Genomic DNA, 15330 nt, shown 5'->3' with positions numbered 1-15330 from the left:
CTTCCCTCCACTTCAAATCGAATATAATTAAATTTTCTTCACAATTGTAATATTCGTAATACATTAGGGTAACAGGTGTTCGGTTAATGCGTAATTTAGAAGGTTTTCAACCCTTTTTTGAAAATAGTTTGAAGAGCATTCCGTGGGGCATTTTCCCAAATAAAAAAATCCCCCACTTTACTCCCTTTAATTTTCATAAGGGGAAAGGAGGAGAAATTTATTTTTTATTTCGAATTATTTAAATGTTTTTTTGTTCAATTTTTTATCCACCTGTGGATAAAGATTTTTGTCATACTCTTATTAAATAACAATCCTCATTTTATGAATATTGGAAAACACAAAAATACCACAGAATCCTTTAGTCTTTACCAAAGTTTTCTATGGTGTGCACTCTCATTCAAATAGATCATCAAATTCAACAAATAAACTATGGATTTTATCTTCTAGTTTTTAATATTTCAGGGACGAAAATAAATTTTCACCCCTGAATCTGATATCACCACTTATTTAATTAAAAGAAATTAATAAAAATACCATAACCGCCTATAATGACATGATAGCTCAAAGAAAAGATAAAGGCATAACGCCACCATGTACGAAAGAAGTTTCCAACAAGCAACATGCGTTTACCAAATGCTAAGTAAGAGGCATAGACAATTCCAAAAAAGCTAAGAAAAATATAAAAATAGAGATGCAATGGCTCTGCCCTAGCTAAAAGAGTTTGAATGGTAGCTGATAGTAGTAAATAAGGGGTAATCAAATCCACCGTTTTTATCGGAATCGGAAAAACATCTAAATTCAGTCTAAATTTACGCCCAAAAAATAGCATGAGAAAAGGAAATGTATAAAAAAATATGTATAAAACAGTATCTATCGTCTCACTCACTATTTTCCACCTCTCATCCGTTTATAGTTTCTATATTATCATATCAAAAAAAACGTCTTTTGAATAGCTTCAAAAGACGTTCTAATCTAATTTTGATAAAAATAATTATTCACTAACAACTTCTTTTCCGTTGTAGTATCCACAAGATGGACAAACATGATGATTTTTTCTCATTTCACCACAGTTTGGACACTCGCTTAAGTTAGGTAAAGTTAATTTTTGATGTGTACGACGTTTTAATTTTTTTGATTTTGATGTTCTTCTTTTTGGTACTGCCATGTTCCAAACACCTCCTTAAGATTTCAATTCATAATATTTTAGTATTCTGATTACTCATTTTCATCCTCAGAAAAATCTAAATCTAGATCTTTCAAAATGGCGAAAGGTGAATTTTCAGATGTGTCTGCTTCATCCTTTTTATTTGATGAATCAGTTTCACCTTCTAGCTTAACTTCCCAATCATTTCCGGTTGGAAAATCGTTAGAAGTCTTTTCATCTTCCGAAAGAACTTTCATCGGAATAGCGGCTAGGATTGTGTCTTCAATCGGCTTTTTTAGGTCAAGGATATCTTGTTCAAGAGAAAAAACGACCTCATCTTCTAAATTCTCAACTGCAGCCTGACCTGCTTCTGGTGCTAAATACACTTCAGAAAATGGAATAGTCAAGTCTAATTTAACAGGTTTTAAAGATCTTGATGAAGGCAAAGTTAATGCAACGTTTAAAGTCAAATAAACAAAGTAGCGACTATATGCCTCAATGCTGATTGTACCTTGAATTTCAATCAAACTTACATCCATCAATTCAGTGTCCCGCTTTTTTAAAGACTCAGTCATATCCACTTTTTCATCTAACGTTAAAATGCCAGCTGGTTGTTTATGAAGCTCTGCTAAAGACCATTTTAATTTCATATTTGTCACCTCAATCTTGACCTATGATTGCGTTCCATAGGAATAGACAACATCAGTAATTATACTAGTACAGTGTGTTTCTGTCAATCAAATTTTATAGGATGACGTGTAAAATCCTGCTTTTTTAGTCTTTTATTTCCCAAAGTATAAATTTCGCCGGCTAAAGTATCTAACTTTACTAGATTTTTTGTCTTCTGATTTATATTTGAAATTAACGGAGACTGGAATTGATTCTTTTTTTCATTTAAATAACACTGACCTTTTTTATTGAATCCAAGCAAACGAATAACTGGTATTTCGTTCAAGTTTTTTTCAACCTCTTCTTGCGACAATTGCAGTAAAATATAAGTCAGCAATCTTTGCAACCTTGTGCGTGTATAACGTTTTGTTTTTACACACTCCAAAAATTCCTCCATAGAAAAGGCCTCTTTTATACATTGCTTTAGGCGATATTCAAGCCCTTCAGTCATTTGATAAACGTTACGTAAAGATGCTTCAGATTGTATAAGCAACTGATATTTTAAATATGGAAAATAATCGTCCCATGTCACCATCTGATCTACTTCTTCAAGTAAATAGGAGTAAGAGGAACTAGGAATATAAGCTTCAATCTCTCTATCATCAAGCAGTGCCTTACGAATAGCTGTCGCACTCGCAATATTTGTTTTTTCATCAAGCACAGGATCATTATATCCAACAGCCTTCCTTTGGATAGGAAAAAGTTCAATTTTCTCCGCTAGACCTTGTCGTACAATCTCTTTTGCATAAGCAAATCCTAGTTGATTATTCGGTGAATTGAGTGCAATCGGAAAACTAGGAGCTAACTGATTTAAAAGTTCTTCCATTTGTTTCGCGTAAGGAACATTCATTGTCTCACGCTTTATCATTTCACGAGAAATTAATGATTCATTCTCAATCATCCAAATGGCAGCTTTTAAAAAATCTACACCTGATCCCTCTTCCACACCAAAACTCAAAAAATCAATCTTTAAATCTCCTAAAATCTGGATAGCCCCTTTAGCAAAAAAATCAGCCGGTTGTGTACTAAATGAAACAGGTAGCTCTACAACCAAGTCAACTCCGGCAGCTAGAGCCATTTTCGTGCGTGTCCATTTATCAACAATAGCTGGCTCACCACGCTGAAGAAAATTCCCACTCATCACAGCGATTACGACATCAACGGGTAATTTATTTCGTATTTGCTCAATTTGATAGGCATGTCCATTATGAAATGGATTATATTCAGTGACTATCCCACAAGCTTTCATTGATCTTCTCACCTTATTCTTTTAGTTCTGTGCTTTAAAAAACCAACGAATATTCTCTCCAGTGATTTCCTTATCAAAATCTGCAAAAACTTCCACTTTTGTAAATCCAGCTTTTTTCAACTCTTCTAGATACTGCTCCAGTGGATAAGTGCGCTCCTTATGCAACTCTTCAAATCGTTTATATTGACCATTTTCTTGCTCAACAAAAAAAGACAAGTCATGTTCTATTGAATGAGACTCTTCTCCAGAAAAACTATCCCAAGTAAAGACTAAACCAGGTAATTCATCATGATAAGAGTAGCCATCCAGTGAAGCTACATGTTCTGTTGTAAAAACATCGAACAAAAAGACTCCACCCTCTACCAAATGTGCATGAGCTTGTTCAAAGACACTTATTAAATCATCAAACGCCTGCAAATAGCAAAGCGTATCACAAAAACTAATGATCGCCTCATATCTACCAAAATTTGACAAATCTCTCATATCCACTTGAAATAAAGGAAAGTTAACTCCAGCCTCTTCTTGCTTTTGCTTCGCTAATGACAACATTTCTGCAGATAAATCTAAGCCCGTAATGTCATACCCTTTTTGCTTTAGTAAAATACCTAATTGACCGTTCCCGCAACCTAATTCTAAAATACTGGCTTTTGGGTCCGATACAAATCTTTCAGTATAGTCTAGCCATTTAATAAATAAAGTATCATCCATTAGCTGGTCATAAACTTTGGCAAAAATTCCATAAGCCACTACTCATTCATCCAATCTGTAATATCTACGGTTGGAGCTTCTGTCCATAAACTTTCTAATCGATAACGACTACGTTCTTCTTCATCAAACACGTGGAAAATAACGTCTCCTAAATCAATCAATATCCAATCTCTCGATTGTTTTCCTTCAATACTTTTTACTTCAATACCTGCTTTTGTAGCTGCTTCGACAATACTATCTGCAATCGCATTAATTAAACGTTTATTCGAAGCATGGGCGATAACATTATAATCAGTTAAAATCGAAATTTCTCTCATATCAATCGCAATAATATCTTTTGCTTGGCGGTCATCCGCTGTGCGAACCACAAGCTCTAATAATTCTTCGGGTGTGTTTCCCATTAATATTTTTCCTCCAGTATCATTTTTTACATTATCTGTTTTTTCTTTCAATCCATGCATTATAGGCATTTATAGCATTTGGATAAATTCGTTCCTCATTTTCAACTAAATATTTAATCGTTTGTGTAATTTCAAAACGAACTGCATCTCGTAAAGAGTAACTTGCTAATTTTCTAGCTTCTTCTGCAGCTTGATGCGTTCGACCAGGCTCAATATAATCAGCCACAAAAATAATCTGAGCAATTAAACTCATTTCTGGAGCTGCAATGGTATGATATTTAATAGCTTCTAGGATTTCATCATCTGTAATGCCATATTCTCTTTCTGCCAGAATAGAACCAACTGGCGCATGCCAAATCTGACTCCCAAACTGTAAAAGATCCAGATTTAAATTCTCACTTATGACAATATCACGCATTTCAGCTTCAGGTTGTTCCTTGGCCACATCATGCAAAAGTGCCGCAATACTAGCTTTTTCCACATCTGCAGCATACTCTCTAGCCAACTGTATTGCTGTTTGTTCTACACGAAGAACATGTTCAAACCGTTTTTCACTCATCGTATTTTTGACTAGTTCGATGAGTTGGTTTCGAGTATAAGAAGTGTACTTTCCAGAATATACAACTGGTTCACTATTTATCATCTTTATATAACCCTTCTTTTTCAATAAATTCTTGCACTACCCTTGGTACTAAATAGTTTATCGAGCCACCTATTGCTACTTTGTGACGAATAAAGGAAGAACTGATATCTAAAGTTGGCGTATCTACCATAATAATCGGATATTCAGATTCCTTTTCAAAACCTGGCCGCTTTACGCCAACAAATTGAACCAGCTGCACCAACTCATCAATTTTATACCAAGTCGGCAAATCGCTAATCATGTCGCCACCAATAATAAAATAAAAATCAACAGCAGGATATAATTCAATCAGAGCCTTCATCGTATTATACGTATAATTTTTCCCTCCAGCTTCCACTTCATATAACTCAACATCAAAAGCCGAATGGTCTTGAATCGCCAATTCTAGCATCTTTACCCGTATATCTGAAGAAATCGTCTTCTTCTTAACCGAAGAATGTGGAGGTTGAGCGGTCGGCATAAATAAGATCTTATCCAGATCCAACTGATCCTTGACTTGATCCGCCATAACTAAATGTCCCATATGAGGAGGGTTATAGGTTCCCCCAAGAATCCCCACCTTTTCACGCTTACTCGTTCTAATTTCTTCGATTAAAATTTCCGGTTCTGTGATCACTGACGATTGTTTACTCAAACTTCTTCGTTCCTTTCTGTTCATTTTCGCTTCGCAAATGCCTTTATTCTAATTTTCAGCAGCCTTTTGTAGGTTCGTGGAATATCTTTGGTATTTCTCTTCTTCAGCTGGTAAATACAAGACCAATACTTTTCCAATCACTTGAACGACTGTAATCTCTGAATGCTCTTCAATAAAGGCAGCTGCTTCTTTAGCCGTCATGCTTGAATTTTGTAATACTTGTACTTTCATTAATTCACGTTTCGATAAGGCATCAACATATTCATTGACAATTTCTTCTGTTAGATCATTTTTCCCAATCTGAAAAACTGGGGACATATCATGCGCTTCCGCACGTAAGAAACGCTTTTGTTTTCCTGTTAATTTTAACATATTATCTCCATTCTTTTGTTTCTTCATTTTTATCTTACTGCTCTCTTCGTCGTATTTTCGAAGAGGGATTTAAATCATTGTTTTTCGCACGTAGACATCGACGCCTTCAGGGGCCCACATGGCAATTTTGGTCTTTATGTGGTCAATAGATACCCAACCTAGGCCTGAAACGACTATATCCGTTGGTTCATTGATTGTAAATTGATGTCGTTTTAATTTTGGAAAGTTTTGTGCTGTGAATTCAGTGGGTGGATTTAAGATTTTTCCGACTTGTTTTTCGTAAAATTCATCGGCATTTTCTAATTTAGTCCGATGCAACTGTAAATCGTTACTCACATAAAAAACAAATGGTTGTTTTCCTTCTCCGCTGATGTAATCAAAACGAGCTACCCCATCTACAAAAATCGTTTGTTGGTCATTTAATTGATAGACTTTTGGTTTGACTTCTCGTCTTGGGATTACTTGCTTGAGTTCTCGACCTGATAGGAAATGTGTTAGATTTGTATGCTGAATAATCCCTGGTGTATCAATGATATTGCTTCCGTCGTCTAATGGAATTTCAATACTTCCTAGCGTGGTTCCTGGGAAATATGAGGTTGTAATGACATCATTTGATTCAGTAGCGATATTAATAATTTGATTGATGAGCGTTGATTTCCCAACGTTTGTCGCTCCTACAATATAGACATCGCGCCCATTTCGCTCGCGTTCAATGACGTTCATTAGTTGCTTAACACTTTCTGAGCGTTTTGCACTTGCAAGGACAACATCTTTTGGACGAATACCTACTTCGTGCATGCGCTCGGTTAACCATTGACGAATTTTCCCGTGACTGACTGCATTTGGAACTAAATCTATTTTGTTTCCTACAATTAAGAGAGGATTTTTTCCTGCAAATCGCTGCATTCCTGTGATCAATGTTCCACTAAAATCAAAGATATCGACCACATTCACAATTAAGGCATCTTTAGAGCTAATATCATTTAACATACGTAAAAAGTCATCATCTGTTAATTCGACGTCGGACACTTCGTTATAATGACGCAAACGGAAACAGCGTCGGCAATAAATATTTTGTAATTCAGAAGATGGACGTTTGAATACGGAAGATGGCACATAACCTGCTTTGTTTTCTTCGACAGATTGTAACTTTGCTCCACAACCTATACAATAAAATTCTTTATCATTTGCTGACTGGTTCATCTAATGATTCCCCCCATTTCATATCTGGATCTGATTTTATTAATGCATTCATTACTTTTAGTTCAATAAAACGATTTAATTTTGTATTCCAAGCGTCGGAATTTAAGATTGGCTTTACTAATATAGATCGTACCCCATGACGGTTTGATCCTAAAATATCCGTTAAGATTTGGTCACCAACCATAACTAAATTCTCAGCTGGGATACCTAATTTTTTTTCTGCTTTACGAAATGCTCGACGTGAAGGTTTTAGACTTCTCGGAACATAATCTAAATCTAATATTTCAGCAACTTTTTGAATGCGGTCTCCTTTGTTATTTGAAAGAATAATTACCGGTATACCGGCTTCTTTCATTCTTTCTATCCAAAGAATCGATTCTTCTGTTGCTTCTGGATGGTTCCAAGCAATTAACGTATTATCTAAATCTGTTAATACGGCTTGGATATTATTTTTACGCAATTGCTCTGGCGTTATTGAATAAATCGATTCTACCATCCATGTTGGTTTAAAATAGTTTAACATTCTTTATTCCTTTACTAGTAAATTTCTTATGAAAAACAGAGAGTACAAATTTGTACTCTCTATTTCGCCTTAATTTTCTTCAGGCAAGACCGGTTGAATAAGTTCTAAGATCTCCATTGCTACAAAGTCGATATTGTCAAACTCCATTTCTTCTTCTATGGATGGATCTTTTATAATAAATAGGTCACGGTCTTTGAAGTATTCAACAGTGGCTCGTAATTGTCCATCGGTTTCAAAGCGACGAACTTGAACATCATCTGTTGTATCTTCAATCATTGCTTCTAATCTTAATATAATAGGTCTTAAACTTGATGGTTTCATCTTTCTCACCTTTCTAATTGATTCTTCTGATGGTCGTAGTTTATTTTACCAAATAAACGGTTAAATAACATTGATTTCCTCTAATTCTAACAAAAAAAGAGAAGGATTCGAAGACACACGCAATGAATCCTTCTGAATAGATTGTTATTTCATTCGAATCATATCGGTCAAAATTTAAAAGAACTGATCTTATTTAAATTTTATTTAGATTCGATGGTATTTTCAGTCTACATATTTTATTCATGTAAAACTTAATCCCACCACAATTTAATTAATGATTGAGTTCCTTCATCTCCGTAGCCAACGCTTTCTAAGTTTTTGTATAATTCATAAGCTTGAGTCGTTGCCGGAAGATTTAGTTCCATCTTTTCAGCTTCATCTAAAGCAATTTTCAAGTCTTTTACAAAATGTTTCACAAAGAAGCCTGGAGAATAATCCTCTTTAATAATACGCGGTCCGTAATTTTCTAAAGACCAGTTCCGTGCCGCACCACCATTGACTGTTTTTACGACTTCTTCTAAATCAAGTCCTGCCTTTTTTGCATAAGCTAGCATTTCAATGAGCCCTGTCATTGTTCCAGCAACCATAATCTGGTTCGCCATCTTTGTATGTTGCCCACTTCCTGCTGGACCAAATAATCTTAATTCACTTGAGAACGTATCTAAAATAGGTTGAACTTTTTCATAAGCTGCTTGCTCCCCACCAACCATAACCGTTAATGTTCCGTTTTTAGCACCTAAATCTCCACCTGAAACTGGTGCATCCAATGCAGCAACTCCAATTTTTTCCGCCTCTTTTGCTAATTGTTCGGCAAGTGCTGGAGTACTTGTTGTCATGTCAATAATGGTTTTGCCTTCTGATAAGCCTTCAAACACACCATCTTCTTCAAAATAAACTTTTTCAACGTCAATCGGATACCCGACAATTGTCAAAATGACATCTGAAGTTTTCGCAATTTCAGCAGGCGTATTTTTCCAAACCGCTCCCTCTTCAGTTAGAGGCATAGCTTTTGATTTTGTACGATTATAGACGTTCACTTCATACCCTGCTTTTAAAAGATGACGTACCATAGACGATCCCATAACACCTGTTCCAATAAATCCAATCTTCATGAAAATTTCCTCCTAATAATTTCTAATTTAACTATCTACATTATTCCTGATAACAAACCTATATTTTACCTATGATAACTCTACAGGAGTCCTCCTAGAGAATCAAAAATTATCTATGAAGAGAGAAAGTAAGTTCAGTAGATTTGGTCTTCTTTTGCTTTATTAGGTTTTAAGTGAAAAACCTCTCTAGTATGCGGATTAGTAAGATTTTATACGGTGAAAAACGCCCATTTTTCTGAAGCACCTTATGTTCGGTGTGCAACATATTACATTAGCACTCACTGTTTTGCGTTTTTTGTCGGTAGATCCCATCAACGCCCACCGCTTTTCGTTCTGTGTCGGTAGATCCCATCAACGCCCACTTTTTCGCGTTCTGTGTCGGTAGATCCCATCAGCGCCCACTGTTTTGCGTTTTGTGTTGGCAGATCTCACCAGCGCCCACTTTTTTGCGTTCTGTGTCGGTAGATCCCATCAGCGCTCACTGTTTCGCGTTTTGTGTTAGCAGATCCTATCAGCCCCCACTGTTTTGCGTTTTGTGTCAGCAGATCCCATCAGCGCTCACTTTTTTGCGTTTTGTGTCAGCAGATTCGATCAACGCCCACTGTTTTGCGTTCTGTGTCAGTAGATCCCATCAGCGCCCACTTTTTTGCGTTCTGTGTCGGTAGATCCCATCAGCGCCCACTTTTTTGCGTTTTGTGTCAGCAGATTCGATCAACGCCCACTTTTTTGCATTTTGTGTCAGCAGATTCCATCAGCGCTCACTTTTTTTGCGTTTTGTGTCGGTAGATCCCATCTACACCCACTTTTTTTCGTTCTGTGTGTGATAAGCATTGCTAGCGCTCACTGTTTCATGTTCTGTGTGTGATAAATCCTCCCAGCACTCACTGTTTCGCGTTTTGTGTGCGATAAGCTGTTCTAACTCGTTTTTATCGAGGATTAAAATCAAAAAAAAGGAGCTAGTTCCCTAGCTCCTCCGAAATTACTATTTAAATATTTATTTGGTATATTCTTCAACTAACGCTTTAACTTCTTCATTTGAAGTTGCTTCGTTCAATGCTTTCTCTACTAATTCTTCCATTTTAGAAGAATCTAGACGTTTCATTAAACTACGCGTTTTTAGAATACTTGTAGCACTCATTGAGAATTCATCTAATCCCATACCAACAAGTAGAGGTACAGCGGTTTGATCTCCAGCTACTTCTCCACACATACCTGCCCATTTACCTTCAGCGTGTGCTGCCTTAATGACGTTATTGATTAAACGTAAGATAGAAGGGTTATATGGTTGGTATAAATATGAAACTTGTTCATTCATACGGTCAGCGGCCATTGAGTATTGGATTAAATCGTTTGTACCAAGACTGAAGAAATCAACTTCTTTCGCAAATTGGTCAGCTAATACTGCAGCTGCTGGAATTTCCACCATAATACCAACTTCGATTGAATCAGAAACTTCAACGCCTTTACTTTGAAGTTTTTCTTTTTCTTCTTCATAGATTGCTTTTGCATCACGAAACTCTTGCAACGTAGCAATCATTGGGAACATGATACGAAGTCTTCCATGAACAGAAGCACGTAATAGTGCTCGTAATTGTGTTCGGAAGATTTCATCTTGGTCTAAACTAATACGAATAGCTCGGTAACCTAAGAATGGATTCATTTCATCTGGTAATGCAAGGTATGGGAGTTCTTTGTCGCCACCAATATCCATTGTACGAACAACAACTGGTCGACCTTCCATACCTTCAAGCACTTCTTTATAAGCTTCATATTGTTCATCTTCAGTAGGAAGCTCTTGAGAATCCATGTATAAGAATTCTGTACGGTATAAACCAATCGCTTCTCCACCATGTTCTAAAACACCTTCTAAATCACGAGGTGTTCCAATATTTCCAGCTAATTCAAGTTGTTTACCATCAGCTGTCACAGTTGGTTCGTCTTTTAATTTTTCCCATTCTGCTTTTAATTGTTCGAAATCTTCAGCTTTTGTTGCATATTCGGCAACTTCATCTTCTGAAGGATCAACAAGAACCGTTCCTTCAATTCCATCTACAAGTAACATGTCTCCTTCTGAAACTTCATCAGAAATTGTACCTGTACCAACGATAGCAGGAATTTCTAATGAACGAGCCATAATTGCAGAGTGAGATGTACGACCACCAATATTCGTTACAAAAGCTTTGACATATTTTTTATTTAATTGTGCTGTATCACTTGGAGTTAAGTCGTGAGCCACAATAACAACTTCTTCATCGATCGTAGAAGGGTTTGGTAATGAAACACCTAGTAATGTAGCAATGACACGTTTGCAGACATCTTGAATATCTGCCGCTCGCTCTTGCATATAAGGATTATCTTCCATACCTTCAAACATTGTAATAAATGTATCTGTAACTTCTTCATAAGCTGCTTCTGCATTTATTTTGTTTGTAGTAATTGCTTCTTCTACTTGACTTGTCATTTCTGGGTCAGACAAAATCATCGCATGTGCATCAAAAACTTGCGCTTCTTCTTCACCTAATGATTGAGCAGCAATCTCACGAATACGTCCAATTTCCGCACTTGATTTCTCAATTGCTTCTTTTAAACGCTCGATTTCAATGGCAGGATCTTCAATTTCTGTTTTTTCAATTGTAAGATCAGGCTCGATTAGACGATAAACTTTAGCATGAGCATAACCATCGCTTGCCGCAATTCCAGTTATTTTTTTGCTCATTATTATTCGCCCAGTCCTTCGCTTTTCATTGTTGCTTTGATGCCTTCCATTGCTTCTTCTTCATCTTCGCCATCAGCAGTGATTGTAACTTCAGCACCTTGACCAACACCAAGAGACATAACGCCCATGATTGATTTTAGGTTTACTGATTTACCATTATACTCTAAAGTAATATCTGAACTGTACTTACCTGCTGTTTGCACTAACATTGTAGCTGGACGTGCATGGATCCCTGTATCTGCTGTAATATTAAATTCGTGTTTTACCATTCAAAAAACTCCTCTATAAATATATTTTTTATTTCTGAAGGATAGAAATACTTCTCGTTCCTAAATAAATTAGAAATCCATCAGGAAGCATTTTCACGAGTCCTCCAGTCAAGATTACCATTTTTCAAAATGATTCTCAACCATTATTTATCTAAAATATTATTTGGCAAATTAAACTAGAAACCTTTAGTTTTAGGGACATAATAAAAATATTTAATTATGAAGTTTCTAATAAGTATTCCAAGTTATAATATCAACAATGAAATATAGGATCTACTGTTTGAGATTCATTTCTGGTCTATAAAACATATTATGTATATATTTCTCTATACTCATCTTGATCCAATACTTCAATGACATTTGACTAATGTAAAACCGTTCCTACAAAATTTCTAATATCCAGCCCTTCCATTTCATATACTTCTACATCATTAACCATTCCTGTTGCTTCTTCAATATTCCTTAACTCTTCTTTAAAATCATTGGTCAGACTTTTTATTTTCTATGGATCTGTCGTAGGACTTATTGCATATCTCTTTGTAGTCACTTCTATGGAACAAATTACTTAAAACACTGATATAATAGACTTCTCCTTTTAAAATAAACTTAATATTTTTAAGCATAACACTTGAAAGTCAACATTGGTCAGAGTATACTATATATTGTCAAAGGTCAGAGATAGTCAAACGGAAAGTTCTTGATATTTTTAAACCATATCTCTTTCTTTTGAGCCTATATGATATAAAATATACTTGATAAAACATTTGAAAGGAAGTGGTTTGGATGCTTTGTGAAAGATGTAGAAAGAATGAAGCAACCATTCATTTAACAACCAGAGTAAATGGTCAAAAAAGAGAAATTGATATTTGCCAAAATTGCTATCGTGAAATTAGACAACAACATAATGATGCAAGAAATCTAAATAACCCGAACAGAACACCCGATCCATTCGGTTTTGGAAACTTTGATGATTTATTCCGTGCAATGAGCGGCGGTGCGACAAGACCTCAAGGACAAAGACCACAACAAGATCAACCTTCTCAAGGGTTCGGTGGACCTACTCCCCCTGAAGGAGGACAAGGTGGTCGTGGAGGACTCCTTGGAGAATTCGGAATTAACTTAAACGATATGGCACGTGAAGGTAAAATCGATGGTGTGATTGGCCGAGACGAAGAAATAGAACGTGTCAGTGAAATTCTTAACCGTCGTCGAAAAAATAATCCAGTTCTTATTGGTGAAGCTGGTGTAGGTAAGACAGCGATTGTAGAAGGTATGGCTTTAAAAATCGTTCATGGAGAAGTTCCTCAAAAATTAGCGAAGAAAGAAATCATTCAATTAGATGTCGCTAGTCTCGTTTCTGGAACGGGAATTCGTGGTCAATTTGAAGAAAAAATGCAACAACTAGTTAGTGAACTGGAAGAAAATCCAGACATTATCTTATTCATTGATGAAGTACATCAAATCGTTGGTGCTGGATCTGCAGAAGGTTCAAATAGCGATGCTGGAAATATCTTAAAGCCTGCCCTTGCTCGTGGAGATATTCAGTTAATTGGAGCAACTACTTTAAATGAATACCGAGTGATTGAAAAAGACTCTGCTTTGGAACGTCGTTTACAACCTGTACGCGTGGATGAACCTGATTTAGAAGAAACGTATACGATTCTTAAAGGAATTCAAGAACAATATGAAAATTATCACCACGTAAAATATTCAGAAGAAGCGATACGCTCAGCGATTGATTTATCTGATCGTTATATACAAGATCGTTTCTTACCGGATAAAGCGATCGACTTGCTTGACGAATCAGGTTCTAAGAAAAATTTAACCATTCAAACACGAGATCCAGAAGCTATCCAAGAACAAATTGATGAAGCTGATAAATTAAAAGAAGAAGCAACCCAGAGAGAAGATTATGAAAAAGCAGCTTTCTATCGAGACCAAATCTCAAAATATGAAGGAATGCTTGAACATCAAGATCATGATTCTGAAACGCCGACTGTTACTGAACAAGATATGATTAACATCATTGAAATTAAAACAGGAATCCCAGTAGGTGAATTAAAAGAAAAAGAACAAACACAACTTCGTGATTTAGATAAAGAACTTGAAAAGGTTGTTGTAGGGCAAGACGAAGCCATTGATAAAGTTACGCGTGCTGTTCGTCGAAATCGTATTGGTTTACGTAAAACTAATCGCCCAATCGGTTCTTTCCTATTTATAGGTCCAACGGGTGTCGGTAAAACAGAACTCGCAAAAGCTTTAACTTTTGAACTATTTGGAAACCGTGATGCTTATATTCGTCTAGATATGAGTGAATTTATGGATCGACACAGTACTAGTAAATTAATCGGTTCTCCTCCTGGCTATGTTGGTTACGAAGAAGCCGGTCAATTAACTGAACAAATCCGTCGCAATCCATATAGCTTAGTCTTGGTGGATGAAGTGGAAAAAGCCCACCCAGATGTATTGAATATGTTCTTACAAATTATGGACGATGGTCGTTTAACTGATTCTCAAGGACGAACTGTTGATTTTAAAAACACCATCATTATTATGACAAGTAACGCAGGTAGTGGAGGTGCCGAAGCAAACGTTGGTTTTGGTGCTACTTTAGAAGGTACTCAACAATCGATATTAGATCAATTGGGTGATTTCTTTAAACCTGAATTCTTAAACCGATTCGATGCAATTGTAGAATTCAACTCACTAACCAAAGATAACTTGTTAGATATTGTGGATATTATGCTAAAAGAAATTAACGAGTCAATGAGTGCACATGGCATTACCATTCATGTTGATAAGGAAGCCAAAGAAAAATTAGTAGATTTAGGCTATAACCCAAGCATGGGTGCCCGTCCGTTACGTCGTGTGATTGAAGAACAAATAGAAGATAAAATCGCCGAATTTTATCTTGAAAATCCAGATGTTGGTGAAATTTATGTGACCGTTTCTGACGATGAAATTGTCGTCACTAAAAATTCAGAACAAGAAAAAATGAATATTGAAATTGAAGTAGATGGACCTGAAGATGAAGTATCAGATGATAATGAAAAATCAGAGGATGATACTGAAGATTCTGATGAAGAAGAATAAAAAAGTCTACTCCTGAAAGCACTCGGAAACGAGTGCTTTTTTAATTGGATAAGAATTTATGTATTTAAAGTTTATCCGATCTGTTTTTAAATTTTTGAATAAGCTAGATAGACCTTTATTCGTTAAAATGTGGACATTAATGAGACAATGGATGCTGTTGAGCTAGACTAAATAATGGACACAGACTTTTGGACATTTTCTCAGGTTTTGTCTAATAAATAAGAATTATAATTTATTAAAGCAAAAAACCAGCTCAAATTCCATAAATTTAAA

At 35.9% G+C, this 15330-nt stretch carries 16 protein-coding genes; 1 reads left to right on the top strand and 15 read right to left on the bottom strand.

What is annotated here, in order from left to right:
* Positions 1-511: 511 nt before the first annotated feature.
* From BUB96_RS01505 to BUB96_RS01435, 15 genes are all read right to left on the bottom strand, one after another.
* A complete protein-coding gene (locus BUB96_RS01505) occupies positions 512-886 on the bottom strand; it encodes a DUF3397 family protein (RefSeq protein ID WP_073295219.1) in 375 nt (124 codons plus the stop codon).
* A gap of 105 nt (positions 887-991) precedes the next feature.
* Positions 992-1165: a 50S ribosomal protein L32 gene (gene rpmF, locus BUB96_RS01500; RefSeq protein WP_073295217.1), complete on the bottom strand. Its 174-nt coding sequence runs from the start codon at positions 1163-1165 to the stop codon at positions 992-994.
* 50 nt (positions 1166-1215) lie between these two features.
* Complete coding sequence (locus tag BUB96_RS01495) at positions 1216-1794, bottom strand: DUF177 domain-containing protein (RefSeq protein ID WP_073295214.1); 579 nt, start codon at positions 1792-1794, stop codon at positions 1216-1218.
* A gap of 83 nt (positions 1795-1877) precedes the next feature.
* Positions 1878-3062: a nucleotidyltransferase gene (locus BUB96_RS01490; RefSeq protein WP_073295210.1), complete on the bottom strand. Its 1185-nt coding sequence runs from the start codon at positions 3060-3062 to the stop codon at positions 1878-1880.
* A gap of 21 nt (positions 3063-3083) precedes the next feature.
* Complete coding sequence (locus BUB96_RS01485) at positions 3084-3809, bottom strand: class I SAM-dependent DNA methyltransferase (RefSeq protein ID WP_073295206.1); 726 nt, start codon at positions 3807-3809, stop codon at positions 3084-3086.
* Positions 3809-4171, bottom strand: a complete 363-nt coding sequence (rsfS, locus tag BUB96_RS01480; RefSeq protein ID WP_073295439.1) for a ribosome silencing factor — start codon at positions 4169-4171, stop codon at positions 3809-3811. Before rsfS ends, BUB96_RS01485 begins: the two co-directional genes overlap by 1 nt.
* Positions 4172-4202: 31 nt before the next feature.
* Positions 4203-4814 (bottom strand): bis(5'-nucleosyl)-tetraphosphatase (symmetrical) YqeK, encoded by a 612-nt coding sequence (gene yqeK, locus BUB96_RS01475; RefSeq protein ID WP_073295204.1) that lies wholly within the window; start codon positions 4812-4814, stop codon positions 4203-4205.
* The gene (locus BUB96_RS01470) at positions 4804-5448 is read right to left on the bottom strand and encodes a nicotinate-nucleotide adenylyltransferase (protein WP_234945769.1); all 645 of its coding nucleotides are present in this window, start codon (positions 5446-5448) and stop codon (positions 4804-4806) included. The genes yqeK and BUB96_RS01470 overlap by 11 nt, the downstream gene beginning before the upstream one ends.
* A gap of 48 nt (positions 5449-5496) precedes the next feature.
* Positions 5497-5820 carry a ribosome assembly RNA-binding protein YhbY gene (gene yhbY, locus BUB96_RS01465; RefSeq protein ID WP_073295436.1) on the bottom strand — a complete coding sequence of 108 codons (324 nt, stop codon included), beginning with the start codon at positions 5818-5820 and terminating at the stop codon, positions 5497-5499.
* Between the two features lie 69 nt (positions 5821-5889).
* Positions 5890-7023 (bottom strand): ribosome biogenesis GTPase YqeH, encoded by a 1134-nt coding sequence (gene yqeH / locus BUB96_RS01460; protein WP_073295196.1) that lies wholly within the window; start codon positions 7021-7023, stop codon positions 5890-5892.
* On the bottom strand, positions 7004-7546 hold the full coding sequence (locus BUB96_RS01455; protein ID WP_073295193.1) for a YqeG family HAD IIIA-type phosphatase: 543 nt from the start codon (positions 7544-7546) through the stop codon (positions 7004-7006). Before BUB96_RS01455 ends, yqeH begins: the two co-directional genes overlap by 20 nt.
* 69 nt (positions 7547-7615) lie before the next feature.
* Positions 7616-7867 (bottom strand): DUF1797 family protein, encoded by a 252-nt coding sequence (locus BUB96_RS01450; protein ID WP_073295188.1) that lies wholly within the window; start codon positions 7865-7867, stop codon positions 7616-7618.
* 251 nt (positions 7868-8118) lie between these two features.
* Positions 8119-8979, bottom strand: a complete 861-nt coding sequence (locus BUB96_RS01445; RefSeq protein WP_073295185.1) for an NAD(P)-dependent oxidoreductase — start codon at positions 8977-8979, stop codon at positions 8119-8121.
* A gap of 994 nt (positions 8980-9973) precedes the next feature.
* Complete coding sequence (gene ptsP, locus BUB96_RS01440) at positions 9974-11695, bottom strand: phosphoenolpyruvate--protein phosphotransferase (RefSeq protein WP_073295182.1); 1722 nt, start codon at positions 11693-11695, stop codon at positions 9974-9976.
* 2 nt (positions 11696-11697) lie between these two features.
* Positions 11698-11964, bottom strand: coding sequence for a phosphocarrier protein HPr (locus BUB96_RS01435; protein WP_073295179.1), 267 nt, complete (start codon positions 11962-11964; stop codon positions 11698-11700).
* Positions 11965-12747: 783 nt separating this feature from the next.
* Here BUB96_RS01435 and BUB96_RS01425 point away from each other — a divergent pair.
* A complete protein-coding gene (locus BUB96_RS01425; RefSeq protein WP_073295176.1) occupies positions 12748-15057 on the top strand; it encodes an ATP-dependent Clp protease ATP-binding subunit in 2310 nt (769 codons plus the stop codon).
* The last annotated feature ends 273 nt before the right edge of the window (positions 15058-15330 follow it).

Origin of the sequence: Atopostipes suicloacalis DSM 15692, assembly GCF_900129085.1 — a bacterium.
Classification (GTDB): Bacteria; Bacillota; Bacilli; order Lactobacillales; family Carnobacteriaceae_A; genus Atopostipes; species Atopostipes suicloacalis.
Note: the sequence above shows the minus strand (reverse complement) of the source record. Positions and strands in the feature narration are given on the sequence as shown.

Coding starts and splice junctions, on each gene's coding strand:
- BUB96_RS01450 (WP_073295188.1), bottom strand. CDS start 7,867: ATGAAACCATCAAGTTTAAGACCTATTATATTAAGATTAGAAGCAATG.
- yhbY (WP_073295436.1), bottom strand. CDS start 5,820: ATGTTAAAATTAACAGGAAAACAAAAGCGTTTCTTACGTGCGGAAGCG.
- BUB96_RS01490 (WP_073295210.1), bottom strand. CDS start 3,062: ATGAAAGCTTGTGGGATAGTCACTGAATATAATCCATTTCATAATGGA.
- BUB96_RS01445 (WP_073295185.1), bottom strand. CDS start 8,979: ATGAAGATTGGATTTATTGGAACAGGTGTTATGGGATCGTCTATGGTA.
- ptsP (WP_073295182.1), bottom strand. CDS start 11,695: ATGAGCAAAAAAATAACTGGAATTGCGGCAAGCGATGGTTATGCTCAT.
- rpmF (WP_073295217.1), bottom strand. CDS start 1,165: ATGGCAGTACCAAAAAGAAGAACATCAAAATCAAAAAAATTAAAACGT.
- BUB96_RS01435 (WP_073295179.1), bottom strand. CDS start 11,964: ATGGTAAAACACGAATTTAATATTACAGCAGATACAGGGATCCATGCA.
- BUB96_RS01425 (WP_073295176.1), top strand. CDS start 12,748: ATGCTTTGTGAAAGATGTAGAAAGAATGAAGCAACCATTCATTTAACA.
- yqeK (WP_073295204.1), bottom strand. CDS start 4,814: ATGATAAATAGTGAACCAGTTGTATATTCTGGAAAGTACACTTCTTAT.
- BUB96_RS01495 (WP_073295214.1), bottom strand. CDS start 1,794: ATGAAATTAAAATGGTCTTTAGCAGAGCTTCATAAACAACCAGCTGGC.
- yqeH (WP_073295196.1), bottom strand. CDS start 7,023: ATGAACCAGTCAGCAAATGATAAAGAATTTTATTGTATAGGTTGTGGA.
- rsfS (WP_073295439.1), bottom strand. CDS start 4,171: ATGGGAAACACACCCGAAGAATTATTAGAGCTTGTGGTTCGCACAGCG.
- BUB96_RS01455 (WP_073295193.1), bottom strand. CDS start 7,546: ATGTTAAACTATTTTAAACCAACATGGATGGTAGAATCGATTTATTCA.